Genomic DNA, 18,511 nt, shown 5'->3' on the forward strand with positions numbered 1-18,511 from the left:
GGCCTTGCTACGATGCCGCGGCGGACGCGGCTTCTGCTTCCATGCCGCCGGCCGCCTTCATGAAAGGTTCCAGCGCCGCCCCAGTGTGCGACACGTCGCGGCGTGCGATCAGGTCTTCCGGAGTGCCCGCGGCCACCACCCGGCCGCCGCCGCGGCCGCCTTCGGGGCCCAGGTCGAGCACCCAGTCGGCTTCCGCGATCACGTCCAGATTGTGCTCGATCACCACCACCGTATTGCCGGCGTCCACCAGCCGGTGCAGCACATGGATGAGCTTTTCGACGTCGGCCATCGACAAGCCCACCGTGGGCTCGTCCAGCACGTACAAGGTGTGCGGGATGCGCGAGGCGCGCCCGGTCTTGATAAGGCCGTCCGTCAGGCGCGCCTTGACCAGTTCCGTCACCAGCTTGATGCGCTGCGCCTCGCCGCCCGACAGTGTCGGCGAGGGCTGGCCCAGCGTCAGGTAGCCCAGCCCCACGTCCTGCATCAATTGCAGCGGCCGTGCGATCTTCGGGTGCGCGGCGAAATAGCCGATCGCCTCGTCGACTTCCATCTTCAGCACCTCGCCGGCACTCTTGTCGCGCAGCGTCACGCCCAGCGTGTCGCGGTTGAAGCGCTCGCCGCCGCAGGCGTCGCACGGCACCTTCACGTCGGGCAGGAAGCTCATTTCGACCGTGCGCATCCCCTGGCCTTCGCAGATCGGGCAGCGCCCATCGCCCGTGTTGAAGGAGAAGCGCGCCGGCCCCCAGCCGCGTATGCGCGACTCGCGCGCATCGGCGAACATCCGGCGCACGTCGTCCCAGAAGCCCACATACGTGGCGGGGCAGGAGCGCGGCGTCTTGCCTATGGGCGTCTGGTCGACCTCCAGCACCCGGTCTATGCGTTCCCAGCCTTCGATGCCGGTGCAGCCATGCCAGGCCGCCGGCGCCTTGCCCTGCGACACTGCGCGGGCCAGGTTGTCCAGCAGCACCTCGCGCGCCAGCGTCGATTTGCCCGAGCCCGACACGCCGGTGATGACGCTGAGCCGGCCCACCGGTATGGCCGCCCGCACATTGTGCAGATTATGCAGATGCGCGCCGCGCACCTCGACCATGGGCGTATCGCGGTTCACTGCGCGCCGCGCCTGCAGCGGGTGGTGCAAAGGGTGGGCCAGGTAGCGGCCCGTGACCGATTCCGGGCTGTCGATCAGGTCGCGCGCGCTGCCTTGCGCCACCACGCGTCCGCCGCGCACCCCGGCGCCGGGGCCGATGTCGATGATGTGCGAGGCGCGCCGTATCGTGTCGTCGTCGTGCTCTACCACCACCAGCGTATTGCCGTGGCCTTCCAGCTTGCCCAGGGCGTCGAGCAGGATGCGGTTGTCGCGCGCGTGCAGCCCTATCGTCGGCTCGTCCAGCACATAGCACACGCCCTGCAGGTTCGAGCCCAGTTGCGCGGCCAGGCGGATGCGCTGCGCCTCGCCGCCGGAGAGCGTGGGCGCGGCGCGATCCAGCGCCAGGTAGCCCAGCCCGACCTCTTGCATGAAGTCCAGGCGGCCGCGGATCTCGGCGAGTATGTCGCGCGCGATTTCGGCTTCGCGGCCGCGGCTGACGAGGCCGGTGAAGAATGTCTGCGCGTCCGCCACCGGCAGGGCCGCCAGTTCGGCGATCGAGCGGTCGCGCCAGCGGAAGGCGCGCGCCAGCGCATTGAGGCGCTCGCCGTCGCATACCTTGCAAGGCTCGGCCTCGCCCTCGTACCAGTCGTTCCAGGCGGTTTCCTCGCCGGTCTGCTCGGCGTCGAAGCCCTTGAGCTGCAGGCCCGTGCCGAAGCAGGCCGGGCACCAGCCGTGCTTGGAGTTGTACGAGAACATGCGCGGATCGGGTTCGGGATAGCTGGTGCCGCAGCTCGGGCATGCGCGCTTGACCGAAAAGTGCAGCGCGCGCGCCTCGCCGTCGGGGGCCGTGGCGCGGCGCTGTTCCAGCGGGGCCGCGCCGCGGGTCAGGCCGACCAGCGCCACCAGGCTGCCGTGGCCGTGTTCCAGCGCCTCGTGCACCGCCTTGCGCAGCGAGGCTTCATCGGCCGCGTCGAGTACCAGGTCGGCGACCGGCAGTTCTATCGTGTGTTCTTTGTAGCGGTCCAGCCGCGGCCAGGGCGCCACGGGGATGAACTCGCCGTCCACCCGCAAGTGCGAGTGCCCCCTGGCCGCCGCCCATTTGGCCAGGTCGGTGTAATAGCCCTTGCGCGCCGTGACCAGCGGCGCCAGGATGCCGATGTGCTCGCCCTTGTGCTCGCGCAGCAGTTGCGCCACGATCTGCTCGGGTTTTTGCGGTTCTACCGGCACGTGGCAGGTCGGGCACATCTGCGTGCCCAGTTTCACGTACAGCAGGCGCAGGAAATGATGGATTTCCGTCATGGTGGCGACGGTGGACTTGCGCCCGCCGCGGCTGGTGCGCTGCTCGATGGCGACGGTGGGCGGAATGCCGTAGATGGCGTCGACGTCCGGTTTGCCCGCTGGCTGCACGATCGCACGGGCGTAGGCATTGAGCGATTCCAGGTAGCGCCGCTGCCCCTCGTTGAACAGGATGTCGAAGGCCAGGGTCGACTTGCCCGAACCCGACACGCCCGTGACCACCGTGAAGGTGTCGCGCGGGATGGATACGTTCACGCCCTTGAGGTTGTGTTCGCGCGCATTGACGATGTCTATGCTGTGGCGGCGCTGGCGCCCCACCACGCTTTGCAGCGGCGTGCCGCGCCCGGCGTATTCGGCCTGCGGTTCGGCCAGCGTGCGAGCCCGCTGCGAAGCCTCTTCGTAGACGATGGCGCTGGTGTAGTCGCGCAGCGCCTTGCCGGTATGCGAGGCTTCGTTGGACATGATGTCCGAGGGCGTGCCCTGGGCGACCACCAGGCCGCCGGCGTCGCCGCCTTCGGGGCCCAGGTCCACGATCCAGTCTGCGGCGCGCACTACGTCCAGGTTGTGCTCGATGATCAGCAGCGTGTGGCCGGCTGCCAGCAGCTTGCGAAAGGCGCGCATCAGCCGCGCTACGTCGTCGAAGTGCAGGCCCGTGGTGGGTTCGTCGAACAGGAACAGGCTGCCCTTCTTGGCGAGCTTGGCCGAAGAAATGCCGCTGCGCGCCGCGGCGGCCAGGTGGCCGGCCAGCTTCAGGCGCTGCGCTTCGCCGCCGGATAGTGTCGGCACCGGCTGCCCGAGGCGTACGTATTCCAGCCCCACGTCGGCCAGCGGCGCCAGGCCCGCCTGCACGTCGCGCAGGCCGCTGAAGAATTCCAGCGCCTCGTGCACCGTCATTTCCAGCACCTCGTCGATGGAGGCGCTGCGCCCCAGGTGCTCGGCGCGCACTTCCAGGATCTCGGGGCGGAAGCGCTTGCCGTCGCAGTCCGGGCAGCGCAGGTACACGTCGGACAGGAACTGCATTTCGACGTGCTCGAAGCCGGTGCCGCCGCAGGTCGGGCAGCGGCCGTCGCCGCTGTTGAAGCTGAAGGTGCCCGGCGTGTAGCCGCGCTCGCGCGCCAGCGGCGCGTTGGAGAAAATCTTGCGTATGGCGTCGAAGGCGCCGACGTAGCTGGCGGGGTTGGAGCGCGCGGTCTTGCCTATGGGCGTCTGGTCGACCATCACCACATCGGCGATTTGTTCCACGCCCAGCAGGTGCCGGTATTCGCCAGGGGGCTCGGTGGGCCGGCCCATGTGCTTGAGTATGGCGGGATACAGCACGTCCTGGATCAGCGTGGACTTGCCCGAGCCCGATACGCCGGTCACGCAGACCAGGCGGCCCAGCGGGATCGACAGCGTCACCTGCTTGAGGTTGTGGGCGCATACGCCGTCCAGCACCAGGCGCGGCGTGCCATCAGCGACGGCGAGCGGGCGCGGCGCTTCGACGCGCAGGCGGCCGCCGAGATAATTGCCGGTGAGCGTGTCGGCGCCGCGCAATTGTTCGGGCGTGCCGTCGAACACGATGCGGCCGCCGCGCTCGCCCGGGCCGGGCCCGATGTCCATGATGCGGTCGGCCGCGATCATCACCTGCGGGTCGTGTTCCACCACAACCAGCGTGTTGCCGTTGGCGCGCAGGCGGTGCATGACTTCAACCACGCGGTGCATGTCGCGCGGATGCAGGCCTATGGAGGGTTCGTCCAGCACGAACAAGGTATTGACCAGCGAGGTGCCCAGGGCCGTGGTCAAGTTGATGCGCTGCACCTCGCCGCCCGACAGGGTGCGGCTCTGGCGGTCCAGCGACAGATAGCCCAGGCCCACGTCGCACAGGAATTTCAGGCGCGTGCGGACTTCGCCCAGCAGCAGTTCGAGCGCGGCGTCCAGCGCCGACGACTCGAAGCGGATGCGGGAAAAATACCGCTGCACCTGCTCGATGGGCAGGCGCATCAGGTCATGCAGCCCGAGGCCCGGCAGCGCGTCGAGCTGCGCCCGCGACCATTGCGCGTGCACCGGCATGAAGCGCGGATAGTGGTTGTCCACGGGCTCGACCTCTTCGCCCAGGCGCCACAGCGTAGCGTCGGGCTTGAGCCGCGAGCCGCCGCAGGCGGGGCAGGGCGTGTAGCTGCGGTACTTGGACAGCAGCACCCGCACGTGCATCTTGTAGGCGCGCGATTCCAGCCAGTCGAAGAAGCGCTGGGCGCCGTACCATTGGGTCTTCCAGGCCTGCGGGCCGCCTTTCCAGTCGGGCGTGCCGTGGATGACCCAGTGTTTTTCCTGTTCGCTGAGGTCTTTCCAGGGCACGCCCAGGCGCACCCCGGCCGCCGGCGCGTAGCGTTCCATCTCGGTCTGGCATTCTTTGTAGCTGGTGGTCTGCCAGGGCTTGATGGCGCCTTCGCGCAGGGTTTTCTTTTCATCGGGCACCACCAGGCCGTAGTCGATGCCCATCACGCGCCCGAAGCCGCGGCAGGACTCGCAGGCGCCGAGCGGCGAATTGAACGAGAAGGTGCTGGGCAGCGTCAGCGAGTATTCGATGTCGCAGTGGGCGCAATGCAGGTGCTTGCTGAAGCGCAGCACCGCGAGTTCCCGGCCTTCGTCGTCGGTCGCGTGCACGGCCAGGTGCCCGTCGCCCTGGCGCAGCGCGGCGTCCAGCGCTTCCATGATGCGGGCCGGCTCGGCGCCGGCGTAGCGGAATCGGTCTTGCGTCACATGCAGCACCCGCAGCGTCTCGGTTCCGGCCGCGCCTGCCGCCGCGGCACGGCTCTTGGGCTTCTGCGCCTTGCCGCCTTTTTTGCGCGGCGCGCCGCCCGCGGGCCGGGTGATGCTTTCTTCGTGGTGGATGCGCGTATAGCCCTGCTGGTCCAGGAAGCCGCGCACCTCGTCTTCGGTGAAGTTGGCCGGTATCACCACAGGGAAGGTGATGCTCATGCGCGCCTGGTGCAGATCGGTGCGCAGCGCCAACTGGCGCTGGATGGAATCGGCGCTGTCGCGCCGCACTTCCGCGCCGCAGCCGCGGCAATACAGGCGGCTCATGCGTGCATACAGCAGCTTCAGGTGGTCGTTGAGCTCGGTCATGGTGCCCACGGTGCTGCGCGAATTGCGCACCGGGTTGACCTGGTCGATGGCGATGGCCGGCAGTATGCCTTCGATGCGCTCGACCTGCGGCTTGTCCATGCGGTCGAGGAACTGGCGGGCGTAGGGCGAGAAGGTTTCGACATAGCGCCGCTGGCCTTCGGCGTACAAGGTGTCGAAGGCCAGCGAACTCTTGCCCGATCCGGATACCCCGGTCAGGACCAGCAGTTCGCCGGTATTGATGGATACGTCCAGGTTCTTGAGGTTGTTCTGGCGTGCGCCGGTAATGCGGATCTGTGAGCTCATGGCGATATGGTAGCCCCGGAGGCGATGGGCGGCATGGCGGCCCGGCGGGATAGGGGGCGTGCAGGGCTGGGCAGTTTCAGGTTAGAATCGCAGGTTGACTTAATTTGGCGGATTCGGATGGGCCGGGTGGTTCGCATGATAGCGATTATCATGGGCCGCCGGCGAGCCCCGGGCCGCCCCAGCCGAAACCGGAGATCATCATGGCAGAAATCAAACGCAACCGCCGCAACACCCTCGAGCGCCGCTGCCTGGGCAAGGCGTTCAAGCGCCTCTTCGTGCGTGCACCCAAGGGCGTCTTCAAGATGCTGGAAAAAGTAAAGCGGGTGTGATTCTGGCCGCGTTTCACGCTGTCATGTCTGCCGGTTGTGGTAAGCGATTGGTTCAGGCGTAGTAATTACAGTTGGCTTTGAGTTGCTTGCGGCGGCCGCCCCGGCTGCCCGCAAGGCCATGTGCAGCGCCCAGGCGTCGAGGCGGGCGTGTTGGGTACCGCATTTCGCCGTGCGCTGCAGGCGCCGCGCCGGCCGCGGATTGCGCGCCCGGGCCATGAACAGCGCCGGCTTCCGGCACTGTTCATATATACAGCAAAAGTATTATAGGCTAGTCCCGGCGCCTGCGCCACGCAGGCGTGCCGCCGGGCCGCGGCGCGGCACCGACGGTTTCCTTGGGCGACAAATTGTCATGCGCCGCTTGCCGTTTTCCTTCTATCATCTTCACTGACGGATCCTTGCGGCGATGAGCCGGGCGGCCCGGCCCTCGCGAAGGGCCCTGCGGTTCGCGGGCTTGCGCCCTGGTCCAGGAACAGGGGAAGATGCATGTCCGGCATCCGGCGCTATCTCTTCACCGTCTTGACTCCGACCTACAACCGCGCCGACGTGCTCGGGCGGGTCTACGACTCGCTGTGCGCGCAAGCCCTGCGCGATTTCGAGTGGCTGATCGTCGATGACGGCTCCACGGACTCCACCCGCGAACTGGTAGAGTCCTGGCAGGGGCGATCCCCATTTCCCATACGCTATGTGTGGCAGCCCAATGGCCACAAGAAGACCGCCTTCAATCATGGCGTGCGCGAGGCCGCCGGCGAGCTCGTGGTCCAGATCGACAGCGACGACCAACTGGATGCGGGGGCGTTGAAATCGATGGCGCAGGTCTGGGCCGACATTCCCGAAAGCGAACGCGACAGCTACGTGGCCGTCACGGGCCTGTGCGCCCGTCCCGACGGCAGCATTGTCGGCGACCGGTATCCCAGCGACGTCTTCGACGCGACGGTCCTGGACATGAATTTCCGGTATCACGTGGGCGGCGAGAAGTTCGGCTGCATGCGCACCGATGTGTTGCGCCGTTTCCCTTTTCCCGAGGACATTCCCGGCTTTGTGCCCGAAAGCCTGGTCTGGCGCCGCATCGCCCGGGCCGGCTACCTGAGCCGCTACGTCAACAAGGTATTCCGCACCTATCACGACAGCGCCGACTCGCTGTCTGCGCAGGGCCGCGACGGCGCCCGGCATGCACTCGGCCTGTTGCTGCTGGCGCGCGACACCGTGGTCGACTGCCTGCCCTGGTTCCGCTACAGGCCGGTGGAATTCTTCAAGGCGGCTGCGCGCTATACGCGTTTCGACTTGCATTTGCGGCATGCCGGCCAGCGCCGCCCGCGCGGCTGGGCGCTGCGGGGTGTGTGGGCGCACGTGCTGGTGGCGGTCATGTGGCCTCTGGGGGCGCTGCTCTATCAGCGCGACCGGCACCGCGGCGAACTTGGCGGCAACTGAGCCGCGAGGCCTGAGCCGGCGGCTTGCGGCCTGGTCTTCAATGGCTGGCGTCTTGTCGACGCCGCCTTCTACCACCTCATGCGCAAGCCCACCCGTCCTATGACGGAATAGCTGTTTCCGAATTGGTTCAGGCTGGTGTTGACCAGGCCCTCGCCGTAGAGCGAATACTTGTCTTTGTTCCAGTTGTAGGAGCCGCCTACGCCCAGGCTGGCCCACAGGCGGTCGTTGCGGCTGGCGAAGCTCTGGCCGGAAACGTCGACTTTTGTGCCGTCCAGGAATTCGTAGTGGAGGTTTGCCACCCCATACACATGGGTACGCATGGGCGTGCCGCCGATCATGACTTGCGAGCTTTCGTGGTCGAGCGCTACGCCCAGGCGGCCCTGCAGGCTTTCTCCATTGGCCCTGCTGACACGGGCGCCGAATGCATCGGTAAAGGCATCGAAGTCGACATTGGAATAAACCAGTTGGGCCTGGGGAGTAAGGGACCAGTTGGAATCCAGGGCGATGCGTTTGCCGCCTTCGATGGACGAGGCATAGCCGAAGCCATCGTTATCCTTGACCAGGCTTTTTCGGGCGAGTTTGGAGTTCAGATCGCTGTCGTACCACGTAAAGCGCGCCTGGCCGTCGAGATAAAACCCGTTCTTGCCGTACCAGGTCAGGGTGCCGCCGACGCCGTAGCCATCGGTGTCGATCTCGCCGTCGCCATGTGCAGACTTGCTATCGGTTTGCCCATGGACATAGTGGGCCGTCAGCCCGCCTATCAATTTGCCATTGCTGGATTCGTTCAGTTGGCGATCCACGCCGACTTGAAGCCTGAAAATGTTTTGATCGTAGCTGGTGTCCGAAGTCGAGTCGCCAGGCTTGATGTGCTTGTAGGCGCCTTCCATGCGGCCCCATACGCCATTGCCTTCGATCGCGGCCCCGGATGGATCCGCTCCCGCTTGCTGCTTGCCGGCCGAGCTTGCATTCCGGTCCGGCTGATTCCCCGCGCCCGTCCAGTAGCGATTGCCGACGCGCTCTTGCAAGGTGGGCAGGCTGTTCAAGGCAAGCAGCGCCTGCGGGTAGGCTTCGTACGAGGGAACCCCGGCTTGATACAGCGGCTTTGCCGGCGCGGCGGGCGCCTGGCTGGCCTGTTGCGGATTCAGTTGCGAACGCAAATACCAGTCGCCATCCGCCGGCGTCGATACGCCGCCTTGATAAAGCTGGTAGGCATAGGCGCCTGCGACGATGGCCGGCTTGCCATGGACCGTATAGTCGCCGGCGAGCGAGAAGCTGCCGTCGGACTTGCCGCCGACCCCTATGACCCGTATGCCTTCGACAGTCGGCGCGCCCGTCCCGTTGATGTTATTGACGGCCAGGCGCGTGGTGCCGGCCGTATCGCCGCTGATGAGCAGCTTGTCCGTCCTGGAGCTGTCGTCGCCCAGAACCGTATCTATCAGCAAGCTGCCACCCGCGCCGGTGTAATTGCCCGCGACCGTCATGACGTCGCCGGCGGCGCCGTCTTGCATGTTGACGGTGCCGGCGTTGTTCACGTCGCCGCTGATTGAGTAGATGCCGGCGCCGCCGCCCCGGGTTACGAAGGACGAGGTGGCGTCGATATTGAGCCGGCCGTCGAAAGCCAGCGCGGCCATGCCGTCCAGGGTAGAGCCATTGCTGAGGAATACGCCGGTATTGTCTCCGTTGGGTTCTCCGACCTTCCAGGCGCCGTCGTTGATGGCCAGCGTGCTGCCGTCGAGCCTGACGATTTCCCAATTGACGATATTGCTGCCTTTCGCGCTCGCATGGATGCCTTGCAGATTGAGCGTGTCGACCATGCCGTCGATGCTGGATGTATCGTCCCCGCCGTCGAGAACCTGGCTGCCGTCGTAGGCCGCGGCGCTTATCGTGGCAGTGTCGGACCCGTCCTGGCCATAGAAGCCGCCGTTCAGTGTGCCGCGGGTCCAGTTGAAGACGTCATTGCCGCCGCTGCTCAAGGGGTTGTCGCGATCGTCGCCAAAAATCTTTCCGGTGTAAGACCCGCCTGCCAAGTTGAACGTGTCGTTGCCGGGGCCGAGGCTGCTGTCGCCGATGATCGTGCCCGCGCTCGTCACGACGACATTTCCGGTTCCGATATTGCGTATCGCGAGGCCCGAGGTCGTGCTTACCTTGGCCGTGGCGGCGATATCGATGGTGGCTCCGTTGACACTCAGGGTCTGGATGCCGGCCCCCGTGCCGCCGCTTACTTCGCCCTTGACCGCGACCGCGGTTGCCCCGGATCCCTCATTCCATGCGTCGATGCCGTCGATTCCGCCGGCAATGGTTCCCGCGGCCTGTGTCACGGAAAGGTCCGATGTGCCGCTATTGTCGTTGAACGCAAAAACGCCATAACCCGGAGAGGTGACGGTTCCGGCGGCCGTGACATGGGTGGACCCGGTGCCGCCGTTGTCCCCGTAGATGCCGTATTCCTTGCCCGTGATGGTTCCGGCCGTCTGGCTTATGCGTATGTCTTTCGCGCTGCCGCCGTTGAATGCTGCAACGCCAGTCTGCTCTGTAGCGACCACGTCGCCGGCGCTGCTGATGGTTGTGGAGCCGGTGCCTTGATTGTTGCCGTAGAGGCCGTAATATTGGCCCGAAATTGCCCCGCCCGTCTGGGTCAGTGTGATGTCCGTGGCCGAGGCCGCGTTATAGGCATAAACCCCGTAAGTATCCCAGTAGGCCGAGACGGTTCCGGCCTGGATCACGGTTCCCGCGGTGCTGATCGTGGCGGCCTCGGTTCCGTAATTGTCGACGCGAATGCCATGCGTCAGGCCCGTGATCGTTCCGGCGGTTTGCTCGACGACGACATTGCCCGTGCCGGAGTCGTTATAGGAAAAAATGCCGTTGTCGCCATTGCCCGCTACGTTGCCGCCCACGGTGATGTGGGTCGTCCCTGTGCTGTACTGGTCGGCGTGGATGCCGTCCGTCGCGCCCGTGATGGTGCTTCCGTTGTCTTGCGAGAAGACGATATTGCTGCTTCCCGAACCCGAGATCTGGAAGCCGACGTCGCTGCTGTCGATATTGAGCGTGGGGCTTGCGACGATGGTGAGGGGGCCTGTCGAACTCGATAATGTTTCCCCGCTAGATGTCCCGGAGCAAAGATAGCTGCCATCGGGCTGTGCGGTGCACGCCGCCCAGGCGGTATCGACCGACCCCGTCCATGCCGCGGGAAGCAGCACCGGTATGAAAGCAATCCCTGCCGCACGCACTGCGACAGAGCCCCATGACGCCAAAACCTTGCTATCGCGGGAATGTTTATCAGCCATTAGCCCCACCCAGTAAAACATTTAGTTATGGATTAAATTTTTTGATTCAATCCCTATTCTAGGGCGCGGTAGCGGGGTATAGGGTGATTTTTCCCGGAATTAAGGAAACTTGACAATAGCTGCTGCGATGTCTCGTGCAGGTTTTTTTACACTTTTACGCACAAGCCCAGGCGCTTGCAGCTTCAGGGTGCCGGCGGGCTAGCCCTTGTGGGGCGCATGCGGATCGACGTCATCGTCGTCCTCATCATCCTCGTCCTCGTCGTCGTCGCTGTCGGACAGCGCCTCGTCGATCAGGTCGAAGGGCAGGATTTCGTTCAGGTCGTCCGTCCAGGCGACGTCATCGCCGTTGCGGTCGACCTTGATGAACCGCAGGCCTTCCTGCGTGGACAATTGGATCGCCCAGAGATATTCGCAATCGTAGACATCGCCCGCGCCGATATCCAGGCCGCCCTTGTTGCCCAGCAGCCGCGCACCCGCGCCGCCCACCTGCACCACGGTGATGTCGTCGTCCTTGTCGTCCGTGCCCAGGGGCACGGCGAACAGCACCCATTCGGAGCCGGTTTCTTCGGGATCCATGACCTCGGCCAGCACCGGCTTGCCCATGTAGGCGCTGAGCGCATCGGCGGTGCGCCCGAGCAGTTCGAGTTCTTCGGCGGTGTAGCGGGGCGAGGTGTCGTCGGGGGCGTGGGCCATGAATGGATGCTGACAGCAGCAGAAAACGAGTACGCATCCATTTTAGGCCAAGTCGCCGACGCTCAGTTTTTGGAAATGTCGCCGATCTGTGCGATCAATTGCTTCCATTTCGCGACATCCTTGCGCAGATAGGCATCGTATTCCTGAGGTGTGTCCACGATCACGCTGGCGCCGAGATTGACGATCTTCCCACGGAAAGCCGGATCGGCCGAGCTGTGCTTGAGCGCCTCGTACAAGCGCTGGATGACGGGAGCCGGCGTGCCTTTGGGCGCCAGCAAGCCGAACATCGTGCCGATCTCGAAGTCTTTGATGCCGGCTTGTTCCACAGTGGGAACGTCGGGCAGCACCGGCAGACGCTGCGAACTCGCGACGGCCAGCGCCGCGACGCGGTGCGCATGCAACATGGCGCTGGCCGATACGTAGGTGGTGAAAGTCATTTGCACCTGGCCCGCGACGATATCGGCAATGGCAGGCGCTGCCCCCTTGTATGGCACATGGGTCATTTTCATGCCGGTGCGCAGCTTCAGCATTTCTCCCGCAAGATGGGGGGCGCCTCCTGCGCCGCTGCTGGAAAAATTCAATTGGCCGGGGTGAGACAGTCCATACTTGACCAGCGACTGCAGCGATCCGCCGGCGAACCCCGGCTTGGTGATCAGTATCATGGGGGCGAAGGCCAGCATCGATACGCCGGAAAAACTGCTTACTGGATCATAGGGCACCTTCTCCAGTACTTCGGGATTCAGCGTCAGATTGGTCGTCGTGAACAATAGGGTATAGCCATCCGGCGCGGCGCGGGCCACGGCCTCCATGCCGATATTGCCGCTGGCGCCGGCACGATTCTCCACCACGACGGGCTGGCCCAGCGATGTAGAGATGGCTTGGCCAGCCATGCGGGCCAATATGTCGGTGCTGCCCCCCGCCGCGAACGGTACGATGAGGTGTATGGGCTTGTCGGGATAGGCCGTAGCCGCGTGGGCGGGCAGGCTGCAGGCCAGCCCCAGCGCGGCGGCCGACAGCAGGCTGGAAATCCGGTGTATTTTCTTCATGAGTGTCTCCTTTTTGGGGATGGTGTCGTGTGTAAGACGGCTTACCGAGCCCCGGGTCTCTTTCGGTATGCCGGTTGCAGGGCTTTGCCGCCCTGGCGTACTAGAGGTAGTAGCTGCTCACCAGCGCAGCATGGTCGGGGCCGAGCAACGCCTTGTCTCCGGAATGCACCAGTCTGCCGCCGCGCATGATGTGGTACCGGTCGGCGGCGGCCAGCGCCAGCCCGATGTTCTGTTCGACGATAAGCATGGTCGCGCCGCGTTCCTTCAGGGCGAGCATGATGTGGCGGATTTCATCTACGAAGCGTGGCGCCAGGCCGGCCGAAGGCTCGTCCAGCAGCAGGATGCGAGGTCGGCCCATCAGCGCGCGGCCAATCGCCACCATCTGCTGTTCGCCCCCCGATAGCGTGCCCGCTGGCTGGGACAGCCTTTCTTCCAGGCGAGGAAAGTAGTCGAGTACCTGCCGCCAATCAGCCGACCAGTCGTCCTTGCGGGTCGTCGCGCCCAGTTCCAGGTTGTCGCGCACGGACAGTTCGGGGAACAGGTCGCGGGACTGGGAAACCTGGACTACCCCGCGGCGGAACGTCTGGTAAGGCGCCAGGCCGGCCAACGATTCGCCCCGCATATATAGCGAGCCCGAGGAGGGCGCGATGAAGCCGCTGATCAGGTCGAGCAGCGTGGTCTTGCCGGCCCCGTTGGCTCCCAGGAGCGCCACTACCTCGCCTTCATGGACATCCATGGATACATCGTGGATGACCGCGGCACCGGAGCGCAGCGCCGCAATGTGCCGCAATGACAGCAAGGGTTCATGACTGCCCAAGATATGCCTCCAGGACGGCGGGGTGGGTTCGGACTTCCTGGGGCGATCCGGTCGCGATCAACTTGCCGTAGTTGAGCACTGCAATGCGGTCCGAGACCGCCATCACCATGTCTACCGCGTGTTCCACGAGCACGATCGCGATGCCTTCGCTACAGAGCCGGCGCAGGATCGCCATCAGGTGTTCGCGTTCGGCGGAGGTGAGACCCACCGCGGGCTCATCCAGCAGCAACAGGCGCGCTCGCGCGGCCAGGGCGCGGGTAATCTCCACCAGGCGCTGCTGGCCGGCGGACAGCTCTCGGGCGGGACGGTGGGCGATCGCCGCCAGGCCCATCATGTGCAATAGCTCGACGGCGTGCTCGCGGGCTTCGGCTTCCGCCCTGCGCGCGCCGGCGAGGCCGAACAGCAGTCCCATGGGCTTGCTGGCGATACGCTGGCTCAGGCCCGTCAACACGTTTTCCAGCGTAGTCATGGCACCGAATACCCCGCCGTTCTGGAAGCTGCGGCGCATGCCCAGCGCCGATATGGCGTGAATGGGCAGGCCTTGTATGTCGCGGCCGTCGAACTGGATACTGCCCCCTGCCAACGGGACATAGCCGGCGATCGCGTTGAACAAGGTGGACTTGCCGGCCCCGTTGGGGCCGATGACTGCCAGGACCTGCCCGGCTTCCGCATCCAGCGAGATCGAGTCCAACGCCGTGAGCCCGGAAAATGCGACGCGGACGTTTTTCAGGCTGAGCAGCGCCATGTTCAATCCTCTCTGTACAGGCGTTCGCACAAGGATGGCGCCAGGCGATGGATCAGGCCGGCGATGCCGTTCGGCGCGAATAGCAGCACGCAGATCAGCAAGAGGCTGAAGATGATTTCCTCTGCGCCAGGGATATTGCGTAGCACTTCGGGGGCAGCGGTAAGTAGCGCTGCCCCGAGCAGCGACCCGGCAATACTGCCCAGTCCTCCTATCATGACTATGGAAAATTGCAGCAGCAGTTGATGAAGATCGAAGCTGTCGGGGCCGATGCGGCCCAGGAGCGCGGCGAATAGAGCGCCCGCTACGCCGGCCACGAAACCGCTCCATGCAAAGGCCCCGATCTTGTAGCGCGCCGGAGAGAAGCCCAGGGATGCGGCTGCGCGCTCATTTTCGCGGATCGCAACCCAGGCTCGCCCTATGCGCGAACGCAACAGATTGAGCGTGGCGCACACTATGAGCGCAACAACGACGAGAATGACGAAATAGAGATGCCTGCCGCTGTTCAGCATCGGGCCGGCAAGAGCCGACGCGGGCAGCCCGAGGCCGCTGGAGCCATGCGTCAGCCAGTCGGCGTGCACGTATCCCCAGCGCAGCAGCTCTCCGAATGCCAGGGTGACGATGGCCAGGTAATAGCCCTTCAGGCGCAAAGCGGGCAGCCCCACCAGGGTTCCTGCCAGAGCGCCGGCCAGTCCGGCGGGCAGCAGGGCCGCCCAGAATGGGACGGCGTAGCGCTCCATCAGGATGCCGAGCGCATAGGCGCCTATGCCGAAAAACGCCGCGTTGGCGAAAGCCAGTTGGCCCAGGTAGCCGAGCACGATATTGAAGCCCACGGCCACCAGGCCATAGACGAGAATCAGATTCACGACATACTGTATGTAGCCGTTGACGAGGAAGGGCAGCACTAGCAGCGCGCAGGCGGCGATTGCGGCCACGGCGCCGGTCTTCCCGTGCCTGCCGCGTGTGGGTGTAGCGTTGGCGTCAGACACGGATGTTTTCCTTGCCGCCAAACAGGCCGCGTGGGCGCAAGACCAGTACGACGATGATGACCAGGTAGGCGAATATATCGATCAGCGCGGTCGATACGTAGCCACCTGCCAGTTGCTCCAGCACTCCCATGGCCAGGCCGCCGACCACAGCCCCCCACAAATTCCCGAATCCGCCCAGGGTGAGGGCGGCAAACGCCTTGATGAGTATCTGCCCTCCCATGTCCGGATAGAGCAGGGTGACCGGGGCGACCAATACGCCCGCCACCGCCCCGAGCGCTGCGGCAACGCCCCACATATTGCCGGTGAAGGTATCGACATCTATGCCTACCAGCGCGGCGCCGCGCGGGCTGGCGGAGGCTGCGCGGGCGATGCGTCCGTAGTTGGTGCGATGAAAGAAGAAAAAGAAGATCGACACCAGGACCAGGGTCATGCCGGTAATGGCAAGGTCCTGCGTGGTGATGATCAGGTCTCCCAGCTCCAGGGGAGGGAAGGAGAATACCGGCGGCATAGGGTAGACCTCGCGACCCCAGAACACGCGCGCGATGCCTTTGCAGAGATACGACAGCGCCACGGTCATCATCGCAATGATTATGTGGGGCGAGAGCGCGATGGGCCGGATGAGCACGCGTTCTACCATGCGTCCGGCCAGGAACAGGATCGCCAGCGCGAGCGGGGCGGCCAGCATGAAAGGCAGCCCCAGGTCGTGAATCAACACATAGGCCGCGAACGCCCCGAACATGAAGAACTCGCCATGTGCGAAATTCACTACGCCGTTGGCGCGGAATACGACGGTCATGCCCAGGGCGACCAGGGCGTAGATGCTGCCCTGGGATATGCCGCTGAGTATCAGTTGCAGCAGCATATGCCTACTTGCCCTGCCAGTCCTTGACGACTACGACCTTGCCGTCCTTGTAGGTAGCCATGGCGCCGCCCTTGATTCCGGCGTGGTCTTGCGCAGTGAATGTCAGCGGCGCGGATGCGATGCCTGTATCAAAGCCCTGGATTTTGTCCAGTGCATGCACCAGTTTCTCGCGGCTCAGGTCCGGGCCCGCGTCTTGCATGGCTTTGACCATGGCCAGTGCGCCGCTCATGCCCAGGAAGCTGAAGCTCTCGATCCGTTCGGATGGGTAGTATTTCTTGATCAGATCGGCCCATTTCCGCATTTGCGGGGAGTCCACCGGATGAGCATAGGGATAGAAGACGAAGAAGTTGCGTACGGTAGCCGGCCCGCCCGCGCGGTCGCGCGTGTCGTCCAGAGAAATGGATTGGGGAGCCAGCGTAGGCAGCTTGAGCCCATACTTGTAGGCATCGCGCATGAATATCGCCACTTCCGCGGGATACATCATTACGATGACGAACTCGGCTCCGGATTTCCGCAAGCGCAGTATCTGTGGCGTGGCGTCGGTGGAACCTCGCTCCATCGTCAGATTGGCTATGGGTTGAAGACCATACTTGCGCTTGAGCTGGTCGAGCGCCGGCTCCAGGTTGGATTTCCCCCAGTCGTCGCTGTGGCTGACAAACGCGATCTTCTTGGTGCCCGGCTTGGACATGGCAAAGTCGACCAGCGCACGGCCGACAATATCGGTCGTGGCCACGGGCTGGTAGATGGTAGGCACGAAAGGCTCGGCCAGCTTGGGGGTGGCGGCACCCAGGCCCATGAAAGGAATGCGGGCCTTTTCGATTTCGGGCTTTACGGCCACCACGACATTGCTGCACAGGCCGCCGTCTATGGCGAACACTTGGTCCTGATAGATCAGCTTCTTCACGGCGGCCATGCCGCGCGCAGGATCGCAGCCGGTATCTTCCCGTACCAATTCGATCTTGCGCCCGTTGATGCCGCCCTGGTCGTTGATGCGCCGGTAAATGGCTTCTGCGCCGAAGACTGCCTTGCCGAACAGGGCTGCAGGCCCGGTCATGGGGCCTATCAAACCTATCTTGATGCTGTTCTTGGTGATGCCGGTGGTGGTCTGGGCGGTGCAGCACCCCCATGCCAGGACGCCGGCGGCGACGCCCGCTGCCTTCAGCCAAGTTCCGATTCTGCGCATGCTCTTCCTCCTGTCCGATGGCTTGTCGCCCGAGCCTTTGTGCTTGATATGGCGGACGTTCGCCATAATTTTTGCGTTGACCGCCATGCCAGGGAAAGCCGTTGGCGCCGAAAGCGCTTTTCGAATTTTCTGAAAGAGCTTAGGGGCGCAGAAAAAGCTGCAAAAAATGGGGCAAGGTGGCTCACGCCTTTCGGGATAAGTGAATAATCTCTTCGGCTTTTTTTCGTATTTTGTTTTTTTGCGTGCGCGTAGACTGCCGTTCAACATCGCCGCGACAAGATCGTTCAGCACGGAGGACAGGAAAGAACCATGTCAATGACAACTATGTGCAGCGCCCGGGCTTGGCTGGCGGCCGCCTTGGTGGCTTTAGCGCCGGTGGCCTGGGCCAAGCCGGCGCCCTATCCCGACAAGCCCATACGCTTGATAGTCGGTTTCCCCGCGGGCGGGGCGTCCGATGTGGCGGCGCGTGCAATTGCCGACAAGATGGCGGCTGGCCTGGGCCAGAGCATCATTGTCGAAAACAAGCCTGGGGCCGCCAGCAATATCGGCGCGAATTTCGTCGCCAAGTCGGATCCCGATGGCTATACGATGCTGTTCGGCACGATTTCCTTGGCTATCAATCGCAGCCTGTACAAGCACCCGGGCTACGATTCGCTGCATGATCTGGCGGCAGTGTCGGAACTGGCTTCCGCGCCGTTTCTATTGGTGGTCAACCCCGCTTCCCCAATACATTCGGTGGCCCAGCTGATTGCGGCCGCGAAGAAGGACAGCGCAAATCACAAGCCCATGCAATTCGCCAGCGCGGGCAACGGCTCCGGCGCCCATTTGTTTACCGAGCTGTTCACGGATCTGGCGGGCATCCAGTTGCAGCATGTACCGTATCGCGGTGCCGCTCCGGCCATGGCCGACGTGCTCGGCGGCCGGGTGATGTTGACCTTCGACAATATCATCACGACCCTGCCCTTGGTAAAAGGGGGCCGGCTGCGCGCCCTGGCCGTGAGTTCGGCGCAACGTTCCAAAGTCGCGCCTGAGATCCCCACCATGCAGGAAGCCGGGGTGCAGGGCTATGACGCTACGTCATGGTTCGGGCTGTTCGTGCCCAAGGGCACGCCGCCGGCGGTGATCTCGAAATTAAGCAAGGCTGCCGACCAGGCGGTGCATGACCCCGCCGTCAGCAAAGTCTTGATGCACGTAGGAGCCGAGCCGGTAGGGTCGTCGCCGGAGGCTTTCAGCAGCTTTTTCAAATCGGAGGTGGGCAAGTGGGCGCAGGTCGTCCATCGTGCCCACGTCCAGATCGAATGAGGCCGGACCGGCCGCAATAGCTTCCCCAACCCGATTCTTGGTGTATTC

At 64.4% G+C, this 18,511-nt stretch carries 12 protein-coding genes; 3 read left to right on the top strand and 9 right to left on the bottom strand.

Going from position 1 to position 18,511, the window contains the following annotated elements; all coding sequences use genetic code 11:
• Positions 1–7: 7 nt before the first annotated feature.
• On the bottom strand, positions 8–5,791 hold the full coding sequence (gene uvrA / locus KVP10_RS07700) for an excinuclease ABC subunit UvrA (protein ID WP_217963984.1): 5,784 nt from the start codon (positions 5,789–5,791) through the stop codon (positions 8–10).
• A gap of 200 nt (positions 5,792–5,991) precedes the next feature.
• On the opposite strand from uvrA, the gene KVP10_RS21405 reads away from it, so the two are divergent.
• Both KVP10_RS21405 and KVP10_RS07705 read left to right on the top strand, forming a co-directional pair.
• Positions 5,992–6,120 carry a hypothetical protein gene (locus KVP10_RS21405; protein ID WP_268248096.1) on the top strand — a complete coding sequence of 43 codons (129 nt, stop codon included), beginning with the start codon at positions 5,992–5,994 and terminating at the stop codon, positions 6,118–6,120.
• 483 nt (positions 6,121–6,603) lie between these two features.
• Positions 6,604–7,548, top strand: a complete 945-nt coding sequence (locus tag KVP10_RS07705) for a glycosyltransferase family 2 protein (protein ID WP_217963985.1) — start codon at positions 6,604–6,606, stop codon at positions 7,546–7,548.
• Positions 7,549–7,616: 68 nt separating this feature from the next.
• Here KVP10_RS07705 and KVP10_RS21505 read toward each other — a convergent pair whose 3' ends face one another.
• The 8 genes from KVP10_RS21505 to KVP10_RS07745 all read right to left on the bottom strand — a co-directional run bounded on the left by KVP10_RS21505 (position 7,617) and on the right by KVP10_RS07745 (position 17,161).
• Entirely contained in the window at positions 7,617–10,772 is a 3,156-nt protein-coding gene (locus KVP10_RS21505; protein WP_217963986.1) for an autotransporter family protein, read from the bottom strand.
• Positions 10,773–11,027: 255 nt separating this feature from the next.
• On the bottom strand, positions 11,028–11,522 hold the full coding sequence (locus KVP10_RS07715; protein WP_217963987.1) for a hypothetical protein: 495 nt from the start codon (positions 11,520–11,522) through the stop codon (positions 11,028–11,030).
• Between the two features lie 62 nt (positions 11,523–11,584).
• Positions 11,585–12,568 (bottom strand): Bug family tripartite tricarboxylate transporter substrate binding protein, encoded by a 984-nt coding sequence (locus KVP10_RS07720; protein ID WP_217963988.1) that lies wholly within the window; start codon positions 12,566–12,568, stop codon positions 11,585–11,587.
• 100 nt (positions 12,569–12,668) lie between these two features.
• Positions 12,669–13,385, bottom strand: coding sequence for an ABC transporter ATP-binding protein (locus KVP10_RS07725; RefSeq protein WP_217963989.1), 717 nt, complete (start codon positions 13,383–13,385; stop codon positions 12,669–12,671).
• A complete protein-coding gene (locus KVP10_RS07730; protein ID WP_217963990.1) occupies positions 13,372–14,130 on the bottom strand; it encodes an ABC transporter ATP-binding protein in 759 nt (252 codons plus the stop codon). Before KVP10_RS07730 ends, KVP10_RS07725 begins: the two co-directional genes overlap by 14 nt.
• Before the next feature lie 2 nt (positions 14,131–14,132).
• The gene (locus tag KVP10_RS07735) at positions 14,133–15,116 is read right to left on the bottom strand and encodes a branched-chain amino acid ABC transporter permease (RefSeq protein ID WP_217963991.1); all 984 of its coding nucleotides are present in this window, start codon (positions 15,114–15,116) and stop codon (positions 14,133–14,135) included.
• Positions 15,109–15,978 carry a branched-chain amino acid ABC transporter permease gene (locus tag KVP10_RS07740; RefSeq protein WP_217963992.1) on the bottom strand — a complete coding sequence of 290 codons (870 nt, stop codon included), beginning with the start codon at positions 15,976–15,978 and terminating at the stop codon, positions 15,109–15,111. The genes KVP10_RS07735 and KVP10_RS07740 overlap by 8 nt, the downstream gene beginning before the upstream one ends.
• Positions 15,979–15,982: 4 nt before the next feature.
• On the bottom strand, positions 15,983–17,161 hold the full coding sequence (locus KVP10_RS07745; protein WP_217963993.1) for an ABC transporter substrate-binding protein: 1,179 nt from the start codon (positions 17,159–17,161) through the stop codon (positions 15,983–15,985).
• Between the two features lie 309 nt (positions 17,162–17,470).
• On the opposite strand from KVP10_RS07745, the gene KVP10_RS07750 reads away from it, so the two are divergent.
• Positions 17,471–18,463 carry a tripartite tricarboxylate transporter substrate binding protein gene (locus KVP10_RS07750; protein WP_217963994.1) on the top strand — a complete coding sequence of 331 codons (993 nt, stop codon included), beginning with the start codon at positions 17,471–17,473 and terminating at the stop codon, positions 18,461–18,463.
• Positions 18,464–18,511 lie beyond the last annotated feature (48 nt).

This window comes from Candidimonas humi, from assembly GCF_019166065.1.
GTDB classification, from domain to species: Bacteria; Pseudomonadota; Gammaproteobacteria; order Burkholderiales; family Burkholderiaceae_B; genus Candidimonas; species Candidimonas humi.

Bases quoted from the DNA above. Each gene is read 5' to 3' on its own strand.
- KVP10_RS07705 (WP_217963985.1), top strand. From the start codon at position 6,604: ATGTCCGGCATCCGGCGCTATCTCTTCACCGTCTTGACTCCGACCTAC.
- KVP10_RS07720 (WP_217963988.1), bottom strand. From the start codon at position 12,568: ATGAAGAAAATACACCGGATTTCCAGCCTGCTGTCGGCCGCCGCGCTG.
- KVP10_RS07730 (WP_217963990.1), bottom strand. From the start codon at position 14,130: ATGGCGCTGCTCAGCCTGAAAAACGTCCGCGTCGCATTTTCCGGGCTC.
- KVP10_RS07745 (WP_217963993.1), bottom strand. From the start codon at position 17,161: ATGCGCAGAATCGGAACTTGGCTGAAGGCAGCGGGCGTCGCCGCCGGC.
- KVP10_RS21405 (WP_268248096.1), top strand. From the start codon at position 5,992: ATGGCAGAAATCAAACGCAACCGCCGCAACACCCTCGAGCGCCGCTGC.
- KVP10_RS07750 (WP_217963994.1), top strand. From the start codon at position 17,471: ATGTCAATGACAACTATGTGCAGCGCCCGGGCTTGGCTGGCGGCCGCC.
- uvrA (WP_217963984.1), bottom strand. From the start codon at position 5,791: ATGAGCTCACAGATCCGCATTACCGGCGCACGCCAGAACAACCTCAAG.
- KVP10_RS07715 (WP_217963987.1), bottom strand. From the start codon at position 11,522: ATGGCCCACGCCCCCGACGACACCTCGCCCCGCTACACCGCCGAAGAA.
- KVP10_RS07740 (WP_217963992.1), bottom strand. From the start codon at position 15,978: ATGCTGCTGCAACTGATACTCAGCGGCATATCCCAGGGCAGCATCTAC.